The organism is Pantoea sp. PNA 03-3, assembly GCF_003201175.1.
GTDB lineage: Bacteria > Pseudomonadota > Gammaproteobacteria > Enterobacterales > Enterobacteriaceae > Pantoea > Pantoea stewartii.
Genome location: NZ_QICO01000001.1, coordinates 880726 through 897866, shown reverse-complemented (window position 1 = coordinate 897866; position 17141 = coordinate 880726). Strand labels below are relative to the sequence as shown.

Annotated in this window: 15 protein-coding genes; 7 read left to right on the top strand and 8 right to left on the bottom strand. The window is 54.6% G+C overall.

From position 1 onward, the window contains the following. Positions 1-248 precede the first annotated feature (248 nt). From lolC to pepT, 5 genes are all read left to right on the top strand, one after another. The gene (gene lolC / locus C7433_RS04160; RefSeq protein WP_033737765.1) at positions 249-1448 is read left to right on the top strand and encodes a lipoprotein-releasing ABC transporter permease subunit LolC; all 1200 of its coding nucleotides are present in this window, start codon (positions 249-251) and stop codon (positions 1446-1448) included. Continuing rightward, complete coding sequence (lolD, locus tag C7433_RS04155) at positions 1441-2145, top strand: lipoprotein-releasing ABC transporter ATP-binding protein LolD (protein WP_110267675.1); 705 nt, start codon at positions 1441-1443, stop codon at positions 2143-2145. The genes lolC and lolD overlap by 8 nt, the downstream gene beginning before the upstream one ends. Then, positions 2145-3389 carry a lipoprotein-releasing ABC transporter permease subunit LolE gene (gene lolE, locus C7433_RS04150; RefSeq protein ID WP_033737541.1) on the top strand — a complete coding sequence of 415 codons (1245 nt, stop codon included), beginning with the start codon at positions 2145-2147 and terminating at the stop codon, positions 3387-3389. Before lolD ends, lolE begins: the two co-directional genes overlap by 1 nt. Before the next feature lie 121 nt (positions 3390-3510). After that, complete coding sequence (gene cobB, locus C7433_RS04145; RefSeq protein WP_033737540.1) at positions 3511-4344, top strand: Sir2 family NAD+-dependent deacetylase; 834 nt, start codon at positions 3511-3513, stop codon at positions 4342-4344. A 571-nt stretch (positions 4345-4915) separates the two neighbouring features. Continuing rightward, positions 4916-6145: a peptidase T gene (pepT, locus tag C7433_RS04140; RefSeq protein ID WP_039341051.1), complete on the top strand. Its 1230-nt coding sequence runs from the start codon at positions 4916-4918 to the stop codon at positions 6143-6145. A gap of 71 nt (positions 6146-6216) precedes the next feature. On the opposite strand, the gene C7433_RS04135 is transcribed toward pepT, so the two are convergent. The 8 genes from C7433_RS04135 to rluE all read right to left on the bottom strand — a co-directional run bounded on the left by C7433_RS04135 (position 6217) and on the right by rluE (position 14069). Beyond that, entirely contained in the window at positions 6217-7341 is a 1125-nt protein-coding gene (locus tag C7433_RS04135) for a cupin domain-containing protein (protein WP_006118859.1), read from the bottom strand. A gap of 57 nt (positions 7342-7398) precedes the next feature. Further along, the gene (gene phoQ / locus C7433_RS04130; protein ID WP_033737764.1) at positions 7399-8868 is read right to left on the bottom strand and encodes a two-component system sensor histidine kinase PhoQ; all 1470 of its coding nucleotides are present in this window, start codon (positions 8866-8868) and stop codon (positions 7399-7401) included. Positions 8869-8870: 2 nt separating this feature from the next. After that, entirely contained in the window at positions 8871-9539 is a 669-nt protein-coding gene (gene phoP, locus C7433_RS04125; protein ID WP_033737538.1) for a two-component system response regulator PhoP, read from the bottom strand. A 106-nt stretch (positions 9540-9645) separates the two neighbouring features. Further along, on the bottom strand, positions 9646-11016 hold the full coding sequence (gene purB, locus C7433_RS04120; protein ID WP_039341046.1) for an adenylosuccinate lyase: 1371 nt from the start codon (positions 11014-11016) through the stop codon (positions 9646-9648). Between the two features lie 43 nt (positions 11017-11059). After that, positions 11060-11701, bottom strand: coding sequence for a high frequency lysogenization protein HflD (gene hflD / locus C7433_RS04115; protein WP_110267674.1), 642 nt, complete (start codon positions 11699-11701; stop codon positions 11060-11062). Between the two features lie 34 nt (positions 11702-11735). Beyond that, on the bottom strand, positions 11736-12848 hold the full coding sequence (gene mnmA / locus C7433_RS04110; RefSeq protein WP_033737535.1) for a tRNA 2-thiouridine(34) synthase MnmA: 1113 nt from the start codon (positions 12846-12848) through the stop codon (positions 11736-11738). A 39-nt stretch (positions 12849-12887) separates the two neighbouring features. Next, complete coding sequence (locus C7433_RS04105) at positions 12888-13361, bottom strand: NUDIX domain-containing protein (RefSeq protein ID WP_033737534.1); 474 nt, start codon at positions 13359-13361, stop codon at positions 12888-12890. 48 nt (positions 13362-13409) lie between these two features. Then, positions 13410-14069 (bottom strand): 23S rRNA pseudouridine(2457) synthase RluE, encoded by a 660-nt coding sequence (gene rluE, locus C7433_RS04100; RefSeq protein WP_054687913.1) that lies wholly within the window; start codon positions 14067-14069, stop codon positions 13410-13412. Positions 14070-14179: 110 nt separating this feature from the next. On the opposite strand from rluE, the gene icd reads away from it, so the two are divergent. Together icd and C7433_RS04090 are read left to right on the top strand one after the other, a co-directional pair. After that, the gene (gene icd, locus C7433_RS04095) at positions 14180-15430 is read left to right on the top strand and encodes an NADP-dependent isocitrate dehydrogenase (protein ID WP_033737532.1); all 1251 of its coding nucleotides are present in this window, start codon (positions 14180-14182) and stop codon (positions 15428-15430) included. 268 nt (positions 15431-15698) lie between these two features. Continuing rightward, positions 15699-16781, top strand: coding sequence for a glycosyltransferase family 9 protein (locus C7433_RS04090; RefSeq protein WP_033737531.1), 1083 nt, complete (start codon positions 15699-15701; stop codon positions 16779-16781). The last annotated feature ends 360 nt before the right edge of the window (positions 16782-17141 follow it).

Genomic DNA, 17141 nt, shown 5'->3' with positions numbered 1-17141 from the left:
AGTGAATCGGGTACATCAGAGTCACGGTCATAGCCGTCACCGCTTTACCCGAATAAGTATACCGATGTGGGGCGTGGATGATCGTACGATAAACATCATCTTTGTGGCTTAATCCTGTGCATCAAACCGTCTGCTAACCTATTCTGATACAACTTTGCAGCAGACTCAGAGGGTTAGAGGTTTCATAAAGTGCACAGCTCCTTTATCATCCTCTCTACTTATTTTCCAGCAACTGCACATTGGATACCATGTATCAACCTGTCGCGCTATTTATCGGTCTGCGCTACATGCGCGGAAGAGCAGCGGATCGTTTCGGTCGCTTTGTCTCCTGGCTCTCCACCATTGGTATCACGCTTGGCGTGCTGGCCATGATTACTGTGCTGTCTGTGATGAACGGTTTCGAGCGCGAGCTTGAGGGCAACATCCTGGGCCTGATGCCACAGGCGCTGATCACCAGCAACACGGGCAGCATCAATCCGCAGCAATTCCCTGCCTCTGCGCTCAAGCTCAACGGCGTTGACCGCATCGCGCCGCTGACCACCGGTAATGTGGTGCTGCAAAGTGCACACAACGTCTCAGTCGGGGTGATGCTGGGGATCCAGCCGGACGAAAAGGATCCCCTGACGCCTTTTCTCGTTAACACGCCGCAAAGCGTGTTACAGCCCGGTCAGTATAACGTCATCCTGGGCGAACAACTGGCCTCGCAGCTGGGCGTGAAACGGGGTGATCAGATCCGCCTGATGGTGCCGTCCGTCAGCCAGTTCACGCCCATGGGGCGCGTGCCGAGCCAGCGCCTGTTTACCGTGGCGGGCACGTATGCGGCTAACAGCGAAGTTGATGGCTATCAGATTCTGGTTAACCAGCAGGATGCGTCGCGCATTATGCGCTATCCCGCGGGCAATATTACCGGCTGGCGTCTGTGGCTGGATAAGCCGCTTGAGGTTGACAGCGTGAGCCAACAGGCTCTGCCCGCGGGCATGGTCTGGAAAGACTGGCGCGAACGCAAAGGGGATTTATTCCAGGCCGTGCGTATGGAGAAAAACATGATGGGGCTGCTGCTGAGCCTGATCATTGCCGTTGCGGCCTTCAATATCATCACCTCGCTGGGCCTGCTGATCATGGAGAAGCAGGGTGAAGTGGCCATTCTGCAAACCCAGGGATTAACCCGCCGTCAGATTGTCGCCGTTTTTATGGTGCAGGGTGCCAGTGCCGGGATTATTGGCACGTTGCTCGGGGCGCTGCTTGGCGTCCTGTTAGCCAGCCAGCTTAATAACCTGATGCCGGTCATTGGCCTGTTTTTGGACGGTGCCGCGCTGCCTGTGGATATTAATCTGTGGCAGGTGGTGACTATCGCCTTCAGCGCAATGGTGATTGCGCTGCTTTCTACGCTTTACCCTTCATGGCGCGCTGCCGCCGTACAACCCGCTGAGGCTTTACGCTATGAGTAACTCTCCTTTGTTGCAGTGCCGCGACCTGTGCAAACGCTATCAGGAAGGCAGCGTACAGACCGACGTACTGCGCAACGTGAATTTTGATGTGCAACCTGGTGAACTGATGGCGATTGTCGGCAGTTCAGGGTCAGGAAAAAGTACCCTGCTGCACCTGCTGGGCGGGCTGGATACGCCCACTGCGGGCGATGTGGTGTTTGACGGACGTTCGCTGAACAGCATGTCTTCTTCTGATAAGGCCGAACTGCGTAACCGCGAACTGGGCTTTATCTACCAGTTTCACCACCTGCTGCCCGACTTTAGCGCGCTGGAAAACGTCGCGATGCCACTGCTGATTGGCAAAACCGCTAAAGGCGAAGCCGAGGCACGCGCGCGGGAAATGCTGGCCGCCGTCGGGCTGGAACACCGCGCCGCCCATCGTCCGTCTGAACTGTCTGGTGGTGAACGTCAGCGCGTGGCGATTGCCCGTGCGCTGGTGAATCGTCCCCGCCTGGTCATGGCTGATGAGCCCACCGGTAACCTGGATGCCCGCAATGCGGATGCCATTTTTGAACTGCTGGGGGAGCTGAATGTGCGTCAGGGCACGGCGTTTCTGGTGGTCACCCACGATCTGCATCTGGCAAAACGCATGACGCGTCAGATGGAAATGCGCGACGGCCAGCTCAGCGATCAGATTATCCTGGCGGGAGCGGTCTGATGGGATCGTCGCTATCACTGTTACTGGGGCTGCGTTTTAGCCGTGGCCGTCGTCGCGGCGGCATGGTGTCGCTGATCTCGGTGATTTCCACCGTGGGCATTGCACTCGGCGTTGCGGTGCTGATCATTGGCCTGAGCGCCATGAACGGCTTCGAGCGTGAGCTGAATAAACGCATTCTTGCCGTGGTCCCGCACGGTGAAATCGAAGCCGTTAATCAGCCTTTTCAGCGCTGGCAGTCATTGATCGCGCCGATTGAGCAGGTGCCTGGCATCGCGGCTGCCGCGCCCTATGTCAACTTTACCGGCCTGATTGAAAGTGGCGCGAAGATGGAAGCGTTGCAGGTGAAAGGCGTGGATCCGGCACAGGAGCCACGGCTGAGTGCCTTACCTTCTTTTGTCACCGACAATGCCTGGTCATCCTTTGCGGCAGGGAAACAACAAATCATCCTCGGTGGTGGTATCGCAAAGGCGCTCAACGTGAAGCAGGGCGACTGGATCACCATCATGATCCCGAACAACGACGGTGAGAATAAGCTCCTGCAACCCAAACGTATTCGCCTGCAGGTGAGCGGTATTTTGCAGCTGAGCGGAATGCTGGATCATAGCCTGGCTCTGGTGCCGCTGGCGGACGCGCAGCAGTATCTGGATATGGGTGACAGCGTGACCGGCATCGCGCTGAAGATGAACGATCCCTTCCAGGCGGCCAAACTGGTGCGCGCGGCGGGTGAAGTGACGCACGCTTACGTGTATATCAAAAGCTGGATTGGCACCTACGGTTATATGTACCGCGATATCCAGATGATTCGCGCCATCATGTACCTGGCCATGGTGCTGGTGATCGGCGTCGCCTGTTTCAACATTGTGTCGACACTGGTGATGGCCGTTAAAGACAAGAGCAGTGATATCGCCGTTCTGCGGACGCTGGGCGCAAAAGATGGCCTGATTCGGGCAATTTTTATCTGGTACGGCCTGCTGGCAGGCCTGCTGGGCAGCGTGAGCGGCGTGGTGGTCGGTGTACTGGTGGCGCTGAATCTGACATCGCTGATGAAAGGTCTGGAAACGCTGACCGGTCACCATTTGTTAGCTGGCGATATCTACTTCATCGACTTCCTGCCGTCTGAATTGCACTGGCTGGACGTGTTTTCAGTACTGATTACCGCTATTGTGCTAAGCCTGCTGGCAAGTTGGTATCCCGCACGGCGCGCCAGCCGCATCGATCCGGCGCGTGTCCTGAGTGGACAGTAGTCGTACCAGACAGCGCCGTTCATGCTGCGCTGTCGGCCCTGTTCTTTAGATTGTCGGGCCAACTGGCCCAAACTTTGTTGATTGACCTGCGGACGTTTTACTCACCGCACCAGGAGACTTTATGCGTACACCTCGTCGCCGTATACGACTTGCCCGCCTGAAGAAAACACGCAGGAAAGTGCATCAGCGCTTTCGCCAGCGTATTTTCGAACGCGATCGTCAGGCCGAACTGGCGGCGCACCCGTTGCCGCGCATCGTCGTGTTAACGGGGGCAGGGATATCCGCCGAATCCGGTATCAGGACCTTTCGTGCCGCGGACGGATTATGGGAAGAGCATCGGGTTGAAGATGTCGCCACGCCAGAAGGTTTCCGACGCGATCCGGCGCTGGTGCAGCGCTTTTATAACGCGCGGCGTCAGCAGCTTCAGCAGCCCGAGATCCAGCCGAATGCCGCGCATCTGGCGCTGGCAGAACTGGAACAGGTGCTGGGCGACAACTTTTTCCTTGTCACGCAAAATATCGATAACTTGCACGAGCGCGCGGGCAACAGCCGTGTGCTGCATATGCACGGCGAATTGTTAAAAGTGCGCTGTGCCAGTAGCGGACAGGTGATCGACTGGCAGGAAGACGTCACGGAGAACGACCGGTGTACCTGCTGTCAGTTTCCCTCTGTCCTGCGCCCCCATGTCGTCTGGTTTGGCGAAATGCCGCTGGGTATGGAAGACATCTACCAGGCGCTGGAACAGGCCGATCTGTTTATTGCCATTGGCACCTCAGGCCACGTGTATCCCGCGGCGGGCTTTGTCCATGAGGCGAAGCTGCAAGGCGCGCACACGGTGGAACTGAATCTGGAGCCCAGTCAGGTGGGCAATGAGTTTGCCGAAAGTCACTACGGGCTCGCAAGTGAAGTGGTTCCCGCCTTCGTACATAAGCTGTTGCACGGGCTGCACAAATAATCTTGTGTGTGATGCCACCGCACACCTGAAAGAAAACACTTTCAGCAGTAAGACGGTCGCGCCACACGCCGGCCTCAGGGTTTACGGCAGCCCAGCGGCGGCAGGGAGTCAGGCCGCCTGTTGATGCACGTGTTAACGGCCTGCGTGTGGTTTCCGAACGGCATGCGGCTGTTGCCTGCCTCCTCTCATCCTCAGCCGCGTTAAACCCCGCCGCCGTATGTTTGAGCGCAGCCGGATGCTTCCCGGGGCGCATCACAAAGGTTACAGGAGCCTGAAACGGCTGTGCGTGTTTGCCTTATTAATATTTCTGTCTGCTGACCCAGCAGCCTGTCAGCAAAGAAAAGGGCCGCGATAGTGGGAAAAAGCGCGCCCCGGTTTTGACTCTGAATCTGGCTGATGCAGCGCAGGATTGCGTTAACCGCCGCAAAAACCAGCGATTGCCCGTTTTTTTATGCTGTCTGGCGTGCGGAATATGTCCCGGCAGCCTTAACCTGAACGATAATGATTTGACGCAACACGATGTCTTGCCGGTTTATCAATAATGACCGGCGGTAAATTTTAAGGATGGCATATGAAGCAACTATTAGAACGCTTTTTGCGTTATGTGGCAGTAGAGACGCAGGCAAAACCGCAGGCACGTCAGGTGCCCAGCAGCGAAGGTCAGTGGGTACTGGCCCGCCAGTTGCAGGAAGAACTGCTGGCCCTGGGTTTTGTGGATGTCAGCCTGAGCGATCACTGTTGTGTGATGGGCACGCTACCGGCCAATGTGGACTGGCCAACGCCGGTGGTGGGCTTTATTTCGCACATGGATACCTCACCGGATTTCACCGCGAAACATGTTAATCCGCAAATCATCGAAAACTACCGGGGCGGCGATATCGCGTTGGGCAATGGTGATGAAGTGCTGTCACCGGTCATGTTCCCCGTGTTGCATAAGCTTATCGGTCACACCCTGATCACCACCGATGGCAAAACCCTGCTGGGCGCGGATGATAAAGCGGGCATTGCCGAGATCATGACGGCCATGGCCAGACTGGCGGAAGGCGATATTCCGCACGGTGCCATTCGCGTTGCCTTTACCCCAGACGAAGAGATTGGGCGGGGCACGTCGCATTTCGATGTTGAAGGCTTTGCGGCTGACTGGGCCTATACCGTCGACGGCAGCGATCTGGGCGAATTTGAATACGAAAACTTCAATGCGGCCTCGGCGCTGGTGAAAGTCGTGGGCAACAATGTTCATCCCGGGTCTGCGAAAAATGTCATGGTCAATGCGCTGGAGCTGGCGACGCGTTTCAGTGCAGCGTTGCCTGCGAAAGAGAAGCCGGAATGGACAGACGGTTATGAGGGCTTCTTTCATCTGCACCAGATGAAAGGCACGGTTGAGCACGCTGAGCTGCACTACATCATTCGTGATTTTGATACCGAGGCGTTTGAACAACGCAAACGCACACTGCAGCAAATTGCGGATGAGATCAATAAAGACCTGCATCCCGGCTGTGGTATTACGGTAGAGATCAGCAACAGCTACCGCAATATGCGCGAAAAAGTCGAACCTTTCCCGCACATTATCGATCTGGCCTTGCAGGCGATGCGCGACTGCGGCATCGAGCCGGTGGTGAAACCGATTCGCGGCGGTACGGACGGTTCGTCCCTGTCATGGAAAGGATTGCCCTGTCCAAACCTGTTTACCGGGGGCTATAACTACCACGGCAAGCACGAGTTTGCCTCGCTGAACATCATGGCGCAGTCTGTCGACGTCATCGTTCGCCTGGCAGAACTGGCCGGTCAGAAGAAAGGTTAAAACAACGTCTCCTCGTCCGGGCCGGGCGAGGAGACGGCGTAAACGGATGGGAACAATACTTCTCCAGCGGTTTATTCAGCGCCGAAATACCAGTAACCCGCGTTAATCAGCCCGGCAATCTGCGCCAGCACGGCCGGATCGTCAAGAGCCTCTCCCAGATCATCCAGGGTGATTTCATCACGATGTGCCAGCACGGACATCACGCGCGGATCGGCGCATTCGACGCGCTCGCCGTTGATATAAATCGCATCGCCCAGCGTCAGGACGCGTAATCCACCCAGACGGGACAATACATCGCCCTGTTGCAGCGCATCATAGATTTCATCGGGCTGATAAGGCGGTTCCGGTGGCGCAACGTCAAGTTCGTGGCGTGATTGTGAAATAAATTCGCCCAGCCACTGCTCAAAATGTGCAGGCTGATTCACCACATCCAGCATCACCTTGCGTAAGCCTTCCACTTCTTCAGGCAAAATTAGCGACGGGCAGTCGCGCGAAGGCACATCGGGATCGGTATAACGCAGACTGCCCAGCTCGTTGGCCAGCGCATAATCGGCGAAGCCGCTGATGAGTTCACGTCCGCTGGGCGCGCGGAACCCTACAGAGTAGTTCAGCGCATTTTCGAGGGAGTAGCCTTCATGCGGGAAACCCGGCGGAATATAGAGAATATCGCCCGGTTCCATTTCTTCATCGATAATGGCGTCAAACGGCTCGACCTGCAGTAGGTCAGGATGCGGGCAGTGCTGTTTCATCGGCACTTTTTCCCCGACGCGCCAGCGGCGGCGGCCGGTGCCCTGAATAATAAACACATCGTACTGATCGAAATGCGGACCCACGCCGCCGCCGGGCACGGAGAACGAGATCATCAGATCGTCAATGCGCCAGTCCGGCAGAAAGCGGAAAGGGCGCATCAGTGCGGCAGAGGGCTCATGCCAGTGATTGACCGCCTGAACCAGCAGTGACCAGTTGTTTTCGCCCAGGTGATCGTAGCTTTCAAACGGACCATGGCTGACCTGCCACTTTCCGTTTGGCTGGCTGACCAGCCGACTGTCGACCTCATTTTCCATGGCTAAGCCCGCCAGTTCATCCGGCGAAATGGGATCGATAAAATTCTTAAAGCCACGCTTCAGCACTACCGGGCGCTTTTGCCAGTAACGCTGAATAAAATCGGGCCAGTTGAGATCGAGCTGATAATCCATAAAGAAAGTCCGCTAAGGGCTGAAAATACCTGCAAGTATAACAGCCCGCAGCCTGAACTACTCGCGGCGATGTTCCATTTCCTGACGCTGAAATACGACTTCCATGCGCGCACCGCCTAACGGGCTGCTGGAGGCGATGACATTACCGGCGTACTGCTCAAGGATATCTCGCACCACGGCCAGCCCGAGCCCCTGGCCTGGTCGCATGGTGTCGACGCGCTGTCCCCGCACGAAAATCAGGTCGCGCTTACTTTCCGGAATGCCCGGACCGTCATCATCAATATAGATGTGCAGCGCATCTTCGGTCTGATGAGCACTGACCTCAATAAATTCCAGACAGTATTTGCAGGCGTTATCCAGCACATTGCCCATCACTTCCATAAAGTCGTTCTGATCGCCAAAGAAGGTGATTTCCGGGGAAATATCCAGGGTAATTTCCACCCCTTTACGCTGATACACTTTATTCAGTGCCGAGCACAGGCTGTCCAGTAAACCCGATACCGAATGCAGATCACGCTGCAGGGGATTATGATCGGCCTGCATGCTGGCTCGGTGCAGGTAATAACCGACCTGCTGAGAGATGCGGCTAATCTGCTCCAGCATCACCGGCTCGGCCTGTTCGATGGTTAACTCTTTTCCGCCGCGCAGCGAACGCAGGGTACTTTGCAGGACCGCCAGCGGTGTTTTCAGGCTGTGGGTCAGGTCGGCCAGCGTCGTGCGGTAACGCGTGTAACGTTGACGCTCGTTGGTCAGCAACAGATTGAGGTTACGCACCAGCGAACGCAGCTCCTGCGGCGGCTTATCGTCCAGATTTTCACGCTGCCCGGTTTCCAGTTCGCGTACCTGAAGCGTCAGATGCCCAATCGGCCGTAAACTCCAGTGCGCCGCCAGCCAGAGCAGCGGGACAATTAAAATCAGGTTAGCGGCCAGAACATAGCTGAACCATGACCAGACCACATCGGAGTGCTGTAGCTCTTGCGGAATGGTATCGACCACCACAATGGTCAGGGCGGGCAGGTTGGTGGTGGCATCGTAGCGGTTGACGGCAACTGAATGGGTAAACGTATCCTGATCGTCATCGTCGTTATCATCCCACGCATGAAGCTGCTGCTGTGCCGTCAGATTGTCGCCCATGGCGGCCCGGCTGGTGCTGTTGTTGGTATCAATCTCGTAGAAATCAGGTTTTAACAGCCATTCGGGTTGGATCTTCTCACGAATTTCCGGCACATCACGCTGCTGCCAGAGCAGCTTGCCGTGTTCATCATAAATAAATACCAGGGTGGGGAAATTAAGCATGGTGCGCTCGGGCTGCGCAATTGTCAGCTTATTATCTTTCCACTGTGCCAGGGTAAAAAATAAATTACTCTCGCCTCGCATCACGCGATAGGTGTTTTTATCAAAACTCACCACATAGCCAATCACGGCGACCATGCCATAAGAAAGCGAGAGAATGAGAACGATGGCTGCGGAGGCCAGTAAAAAGCGTGTCCGCAGCGAAATAGGGCGATAACGTTTAAGCCAGGACATCATCAGAGATCAAAGCGGTAACCCTGGCCGCGAACGGTAGCGATAACTTCGTCAGAATGCAGCGCGAGGATTTTTTTGCGCAGGCGGCCCATTAATACATCGATCGTGTGGCTTTCACGCAATTCGGCATCGGGATACAGCTGCAACATTAATGAATCTTTACTCACCACTTTGCCCGCATTACGAATTAAGGTTTCCACGATGGTATATTCAAAGGCGGTCAGCTTAACCGGGCTTTCATTCACCGTCAGTTCGCGACGCGATAAATCGACCTGAAACGGCGGCATGGCAATAATTTGCGACGCATGACCACTGTTGCGGCGCATTAATGCCTGCAGGCGTGCGGCAACTTCTTCAATATGAAACGGTTTTGTGACGTAATCATCCGCACCGGCTTCCAGCGCTTCGACTTTCGCCTGCCAGCCTTCACGGGCGGTCAGCACCAGAATAGGCTGACGCACGGCATCATTGCGCCAGCGACGAATTAACGACATGCCGTCTTCACCGGGTAAGCCCAGATCAACCAACGCGATATCAGGTAAATGTTCCTGGAGAAAATAATCGGCTTCTTTGGCATCTTCAGCAGCATCAACCTGATGACCCATTTCTCGCAGTTGTACTGAAAGATGGTGGCGCAGCAGGGCATTATCTTCCACAACCAGAACACGCATAGGATTTCCTTAGCATCAGATCGAAACGAATTTAAATAAGTATAAGCGAAATGAATTAAACAGCAGGTTAACGCAGACCGGCGGGAACCGGTCTGCAGAAGGGATATTATTTCAGATCATCAACCATTTGAATCGCACGGCCAAGATAATTTGCCGGGGTCATCTGTTTTAAACGGGTTTTTTCTTCTTCAGGCAGCGCCAGGCTGTCGATAAAGGCCTGCATGCCTGCGGCGTCAACACGTTTACCGCGGGTCAGCTCTTTCAGCTTCTCGTACGGTTTTTCGATGCCGTAACGGCGCATCACGGTCTGAATCGGCTCGGCCAGCACTTCCCAGTTGTGATCCAGTTCATCCAGCAGGCGCTCGCGGTTCACTTCCAGTTTTGAAATGCCTTTTAAGGTGGCCTGATAGGCGATCAGCGCATAGCCTACGCCGACACCCAGGTTACGCAGCACGGTAGAATCGGTCAGATCACGCTGCCAGCGGGAAACCGGCAGTTTGCTGGCCAGATGCTGCATGACCGCGTTGGCCAGGCCCAGATTGCCTTCCGAGTTTTCAAAATCGATAGGGTTTACTTTATGCGGCATGGTCGACGAGCCGATTTCACCCGCAACGGTTTTCTGTTTGAAGTGGTTGAGTGCCACATAGCCCCAGATATCGCGATCAAAGTCGATCAGGATGGTGTTAAAGCGGGCGATACAGTCAAACAGCTCGGCAATGTAGTCGTGCGGCTCGATTTGCGTCGTATAGGGATTCCAGGTGATGCCCAGCGAGGTAACAAACTCTTCACTCAACTGGTGCCAGTCGGCTTCCGGGTACGCCGCAATGTGCGCGTTGTAGTTGCCCACGGCGCCGTTGATTTTGCCCAGCACTTCAATCTGCGACAGCTGACGTAGCTGACGTTCCATGCGGTAGGCTACGTTGGCCATCTCTTTACCCATGGTCGATGGCGTAGCGGGCTGGCCGTGCGTGCGAGACAGCAGGGGAATATCACGGTATTCCTGCGCCAGGCCTTTTACGGCGGCGATCAGCTGCTGCCAGTAAGGCAGAATGACATCGCGGCGTGCTGTTTCCAGCATCAACGCATGGGACAGGTTATTAATGTCTTCAGAGGTGCAGGCAAAATGAATAAATTCCGACACTGCATGCAGGGCGGGCACATCCGCCACTTTTTCTTTCAGGAAATACTCAACCGCTTTCACGTCATGGTTGGTGGTGCGCTCAATGGTTTTGATGCGTGCGGCGTCTGCTTCGCTGAAACGGGCGACGATCTCGTCAAGGAAAGCGTTTGCGTCAGCATCAAATGCAGGAACTTCCTTGATCTCTGCGGTCGCAGCCAGTTTTTGTAACCAGCGAACTTCAACCTCAACGCGGAACTTCAGCAAACCAAATTCGCTGAAAATTGCGCGCAGCGGGCTGACTTTATCGCCGTAACGACCATCGACAGGTGAGACGGCGGTCAGAGAGGATAATTCCATCAGTGCAACTCCTGATTCATTTAACGGTGTTTGCCTCACTGACTCAGTAAGTCAGTGGCAGGCGGGATAAAATCGATTTGGCTTCGCGCAGTAAACGCTGGCGCGAAAACATCAGCTGCAGTCGGCCTCCGCCGACCTGTTGCCACAACACGGCGGCACGAATGCCGGCCAGCAGCGTGGCGCGAACTTTACTCTGTAGCAGGGAATTCTGTAGTACTGCCGGCGATCCGGTTACCTGAATACGTGGGCCGAGCGGGCTAATCACATCGACATAAATACCCGCCATGGCGCTCAGAATAGTGTCGGATTCCAACGCGTAATGCGCCAGCTGACGATCGAGCTGGCTGATACGCTGGGCCAGGGTGTTCATAGCCTGCTTGTTCGCATTGAGCTTGCGCTCCAGTACCATCAGGCTCAACGTGTAACGGGTCAGTTCGGCACCAGCGCCCTGACGTTGCGTACTGTTCAGCACGGCCATCAGGGTTTCCAGCCCCAAGCGCAGGTTGGCTTCGTTGTTACCAAATACCGCCAGGGTCGAGGGAGGATTCAGGTCCAGTACGCTGCGCAGTGACACCGCCAGCGCCTCCGGCTGACAATGTCCCTGATTGGCTAACTGCTGCACCAGATGGGCCGCCTGGCAAATTCCCGCCAGTGCAAAGGTAATGTCCTGATAGTTTTTTGCCACGGTTACTCCTGTTTACGCGTTATTCCCACCGGTCTTATGCGGCAACCCAAGGCAAACGTTCTTCGATGATACCGCCACCCAGGCAGACTTCATCAAGGTAGAACACCGCAGACTGACCCGGCGTGACCGCAGCAACGGGCTCATCAAACCGGACTTCAATTTTATCCTCGCCGTGCGGGATAATTTCGCAGGGGATATCGGTCTGACGGTAGCGGGTTTTCACCGTACAACGCAGCGGTGCGGTTAGCGGCTGACGATCAACCCAGTGTAACTGCTGGGCAATCAGACCCACTGACATCAGTCGGGGATGGTCGCCGCCCTGCGCCACGATCAGGCGGTTGCGCGCCACATCTTTATCAACGACGTACCAGGGATCGTCTTTGCTTTCTTTAAGACCGCCAATGCCCAGCCCTTTACGCTGGCCGAGCGTGTGATACATCAGGCCCTGGTGCTCACCCACAATCTGTCCGTCGACGGTTTCAATTTCACCCGGCTGGGCAGGGAGGTAGCGCGCGAGGAATTCGGTAAACTTGCGTTCACCAATGAAGCAAATGCCGGTGGAGTCTTTTTTCTTCGCCGTCACCAGCTCAAGTTGTTCAGCGATGCGACGCACTTCAGGCTTTTCCAGCTCGCCGACCGGGAACAGGCTCTGCGCGATTTGCTGGTGGCTGAGTGTGTAAAGGAAATAGCTCTGGTCTTTGTTACCATCCAGACCGCGCAGCAGGTGGCTGCGGCCATCGATATCCTGACGGCGGACATAGTGCCCGGTGGCGATGAAGTCTGCACCCAGATCCTCTGCGGCAAACTCCAGAAACGCCTTAAATTTGATTTCTTTATTACACAGGATATCGGGGTTGGGAGTGCGGCCCGCTTTGTACTCTTCCAGGAAGTGTTCAAAGACATTGTCCCAGTACTCTGCCGCAAAGTTCACTTTGTGCAGTTTAATACCTAACTTGTCGCACACGGCTTGCGCATCCGCCAGATCGTCAGCGGCGGTACAGTATTCCTCGCCATCGTCTTCCTCCCAGTTCTTCATGAACAGGCCTTCAACCTGATAGCCCTGCTGTTGCAGTAACCAGGCGGAAACGGAAGAATCGACGCCGCCGGACATTCCGACGATCACTTTTTTCTGGCAGTTATCAGACATCACAAGCTCGCAAAACAGTAAAACAGGCGGCGCATTCTATCACGCTGAACGCGGGTGCGCACCTTCATGAAACGGCCAGTTGAACGGGCTGATCAGGTCGAGCGGATAGCGTACGCCCTGTTGCCAGCGGCGTACGCTTTCGGCAACCAGGGGCGAACGCAGGTTAGAGGCCGACAGAATCTGCTCTGGCGCGACCCACCAGCAGCAATCAATGTCGCTGTCCTGCGGAGCCGTTGGCTGGATATCGTCCAGATCCACGCCAAACAGAAACCGCACAAAAGGCGTATTATCCGGGGCGATCCACTGGTTTATGCCGATAAAATACTGCATTTCGGCCCGAATGCCGGTCTCTTCAAACAATTCCCGTGATGCGGCTTCATGCAGCGTTTCATCGGCTTCAAGATGACCGGCAGGCTGGTTCCAGGTGGCGATGCCGTTGACGCGTTCTTCAACGACCAGTAATGCACCCCGAGCCTGCACCAGGCACGCGACGGTGACATGCGGTTTAAACATCGATCCTCCTGAATTGTTAACTTAAAGTTATGGAAATGATAATGGCAGTCAATCTTGTGCGCTGATATCGCGCCAGGCACCCGGGGCCAAATCGCCCAGCGTAAACTCGCCCATGGCATAGCGCACCAGACGCAGGGTTGGAAAGCCAATATGGGCCGTCATACGTCTGACCTGACGGTTGCGTCCTTCAAAAAGCGTTATTTTCAGCCACTGTGTTGGAATGGCTTTGCGCTCGCGAATCGGCGGCTGGCGCGGCCACAACCAGTCGGGCTCAGCCACTTTTTCGACGCCAGCCGGTAACGTCGGGCCATCTTTCAGATTAACGCCATCGCGCAAAGGTTGTAGATCGGTTTCCTCAGGCGCGCCTTCCACCTGCACATAGTAAATCTTGCCGGTGCGCTTGCCGGGCTGCGTCAGCGCCGCCTGTAGCGGGCCATCGTTAGTCAGGACCATCAGTCCTTCGCTGTCGCGATCGAGTCGGCCCGCCGCGTAAACGTCACTCACGTCGATAAAATCTTTGAGGGTGCGGCGGCCGGCTTCATCGGTAAATTGCGGCAGAACATCGAAGGGTTTGTTGAACAGAAGCACGCGGCGGACGGCAGGCGGCGAGGACGCCTTGCGATGCACGGGACGTGTTTGTCGGCTGAATCGTTTATTTGGATGAGAAGTCTGATTAGTTTTTCGCATACGCTTTGCAGTCTGGAACATTCAGCGCATTATAACGCGAAATTGCGGTGATTGGCGTGGCGTGAATATTCAAGTAGTATTGACGCGCATCTTACAAATCATTAACAAAAAATCGCTCGAAGGAGAGGTTAATGGAAAGCAAAGTAGTTGTTCCGGCGGAAGGTCAGAAAATCACCCTGAATCAAGGTAAACTGGTTGTCCCAAATAACCCGGTTATCCCTTACATCGAAGGGGATGGTATCGGCGTTGATGTGTCACCAGTGATGCTGAAAGTGGTTGATGCCGCTGTGAAAAAAGCCTACAACGGCGAGCGTAAAATCTCCTGGATGGAGATTTATACCGGTGAAAAATCGGTTGAACTCTACGGTCAGGATGTCTGGCTGCCGCAAGAAACCCTCGATTTAATCAAAGAATACCGCGTAGCGATCAAAGGCCCACTGACCACGCCAGTTGGCGGCGGCATCCGTTCTCTGAACGTTGCGCTGCGTCAGGAACTGGATCTGTACGTTTGCCTGCGTCCGGTGCGCTACTACACCGGTACACCAAGCCCGGTAAAACGTCCTGAAGACACGGATATGGTGATCTTCCGCGAAAACTCCGAAGATATCTATGCCGGTATCGAATGGAAAGCGGGCACGCCAGAAGCGGATAAAGTCATCAAATTCCTGCGTGAAGAAATGGGCGTGAAGAAAATTCGCTTCCCAGAAAACTGCGGTATCGGTGTTAAACCGTGTTCGGAAGAGGGCACCAAGCGCCTGGTCCGTGCAGCAGTGGAATATACCATCACTAACGATCGTGATTCACTGACGCTGGTACACAAAGGCAACATCATGAAGTTCACCGAAGGCTCCTTCAAAGACTGGGGTTACCAGTTAGTGAAAGACGAGTTCGGCGGCGAGCTGATCGATGGCGGCCCATGGATGAAATTTAAAAATCCAAACACCGGTAAAGAGATCATCGTAAAAGACGTGATCGCCGATGCCTTCCTGCAGCAAATCCTGCTGCGTCCGGCAGAATATGACGTTATCGCCTGTATGAACCTGAACGGTGACTACATCTCTGACGCCCTGGCGGCGCAGGTGGGCGGTATCGGTATTGCACCAGGCGCAAACATCGGTGACGAATGTGCGCTGTTCGAAGCCACCCACGGTACGGCACCGAAGTACGCAGGTCAGGATAAAGTGAACCCAGGTTCCGTGATTCTGTCCGCTGAAATGATGCTGCGTCATATGGAATGGTTCGAAGCCGCAGACCTGATTGTTAAAGGCATGGAAGGCGCAATCGCTGCCAAGACCGTGACCTATGACTTCGAACGTCTGATGGATGGCGCTAAACTGCTGAAATGTTCAGAGTTTGGTGACGCGATTATCGCGAATATGTAAACCAGAATTTGGGTTAAACGAGAACGGGAGCCGGTTGGTTCCCGTTTTTTATTGAAAGCGAGGTTGGATGAACGGCTGCATGTGGCGTTGCCGATAAAACGCCGTCCGAGGGGAACGCTGGCTTCGCCCTTCACGTTTTATGCTATATACTGCGCCCGCAGTTTTCCGCCAGTCTGCGTGACTAAGAAACATGCGCTTCTTGCCTTGACCACACGGAAAAGGGGCCGGGGGCACAGTAAGGATAATGAGGCGTCAGTCAGGACCACTTATGAGTAAAATCGCAAAGCAAAAAGCCGCCAGATTGTTCCTGTCGCTATGGAGGTTGACGGGTTATCGCGTCAAAAAAATTGACCGCTTTTCTGAGCACCATGATCTCAAAAGCATCGCAATTATTTCGAACACGGCACTTGGCGATTTCATGTTTAACACGCCCGCTATTGGCGCGATAAAAGATCGCTGGCCCGATGCCAAAATCATCATGGTGATTCAGCCACGTAATCTTGCGCTGGTGGAAGGAAGCCCCCTGATTGACAAGATATTATACTGGGACGGAAAAATCGGCGGTATGATGCAACTGGTCAAATCGCTGCGTAAAGAGCAGGTTGAAGCGACCTTTATCCTGCATTCGCGCGCACCCTATGACATTGTTGCCGCCTCGCTGGCCGGGTCTGACTACATACTGAAAGACGTTTATTACGCGGACTACCAGGGCAAAGAAAAATTTATTCTGGAAAATTGTTTGTCCGCGTTTCATGACAACCGAAAGCACGGCAATATTCATCTTATCCGTCAGAAAAAAGACCTGTTGAGTGCTGTCGGTATTCCGATGCCCTCAGAAGCCATGTTTATTCCGGCGCCTTTCAAGCGTCAGGTTAATCACGCGCCGGTCATTGGTATTCATGCTGGCGCATCCAGTATGGAGCGATGCTGGCCTGACAGCTATTATTCACAGCTCATCGATACCTTAATTTCCCGACATGATGATCTGACCATTGAACTTGTAGGTGCTCCGGGCGAAAAGGCCCTGAACCAACGCATCATTGACGGCATGAAAGTGCCCAGTGAGCGGGTCAAAAATGTGGCGGGCACCACAAACCTCATTCAACTGGCGGAAAAGATCAGCGGCTTTAAAACGCTGGTGGTGGGCGATACCGGCCCCTTACATCTGGCTGTGGCCGTGCAAACGCCGACCGTGGCGTTGTTCAGTGATCAGAATGCGATTGATGGCGCTGCGCCTGTTCAGGACAGCACAATGCATCAGGTATTGCGCCCTGCAGAATCACATGCGGGGCTACGTGCGATTCGTTGTGATGACGTTTTAGCCGCTGTTGAACGTAATCTTTCAGCATAGTCATCCTGTCTCGGGGGCCCGGCACGGTCTGTACGTTTATCGCCGTAGCCGGACCACACAGTGTTACAACGCTGTGTGAGTCTCTATTGCGTCCGCATTACCGTAGATATGAATCGCGTTCTACGCAGCGTATCGCCGGAAGAAATAACGGGAATGAAACAGACATGAACACTCGCGATATAACCTTAAGATCTTCATAACCCCTTTCGACGCTTAGTCTCATCTACCCGTTCAGCGATCGTAATTGATGACGCGTAACGGTTAAATTTTCACTCCTTCTTTCATGAAATAGCCCCATCCAGGGCAATAATGTGATGCGACGGTCATACTGTAATCGGGCAGGCATAAAATCCTCATCTC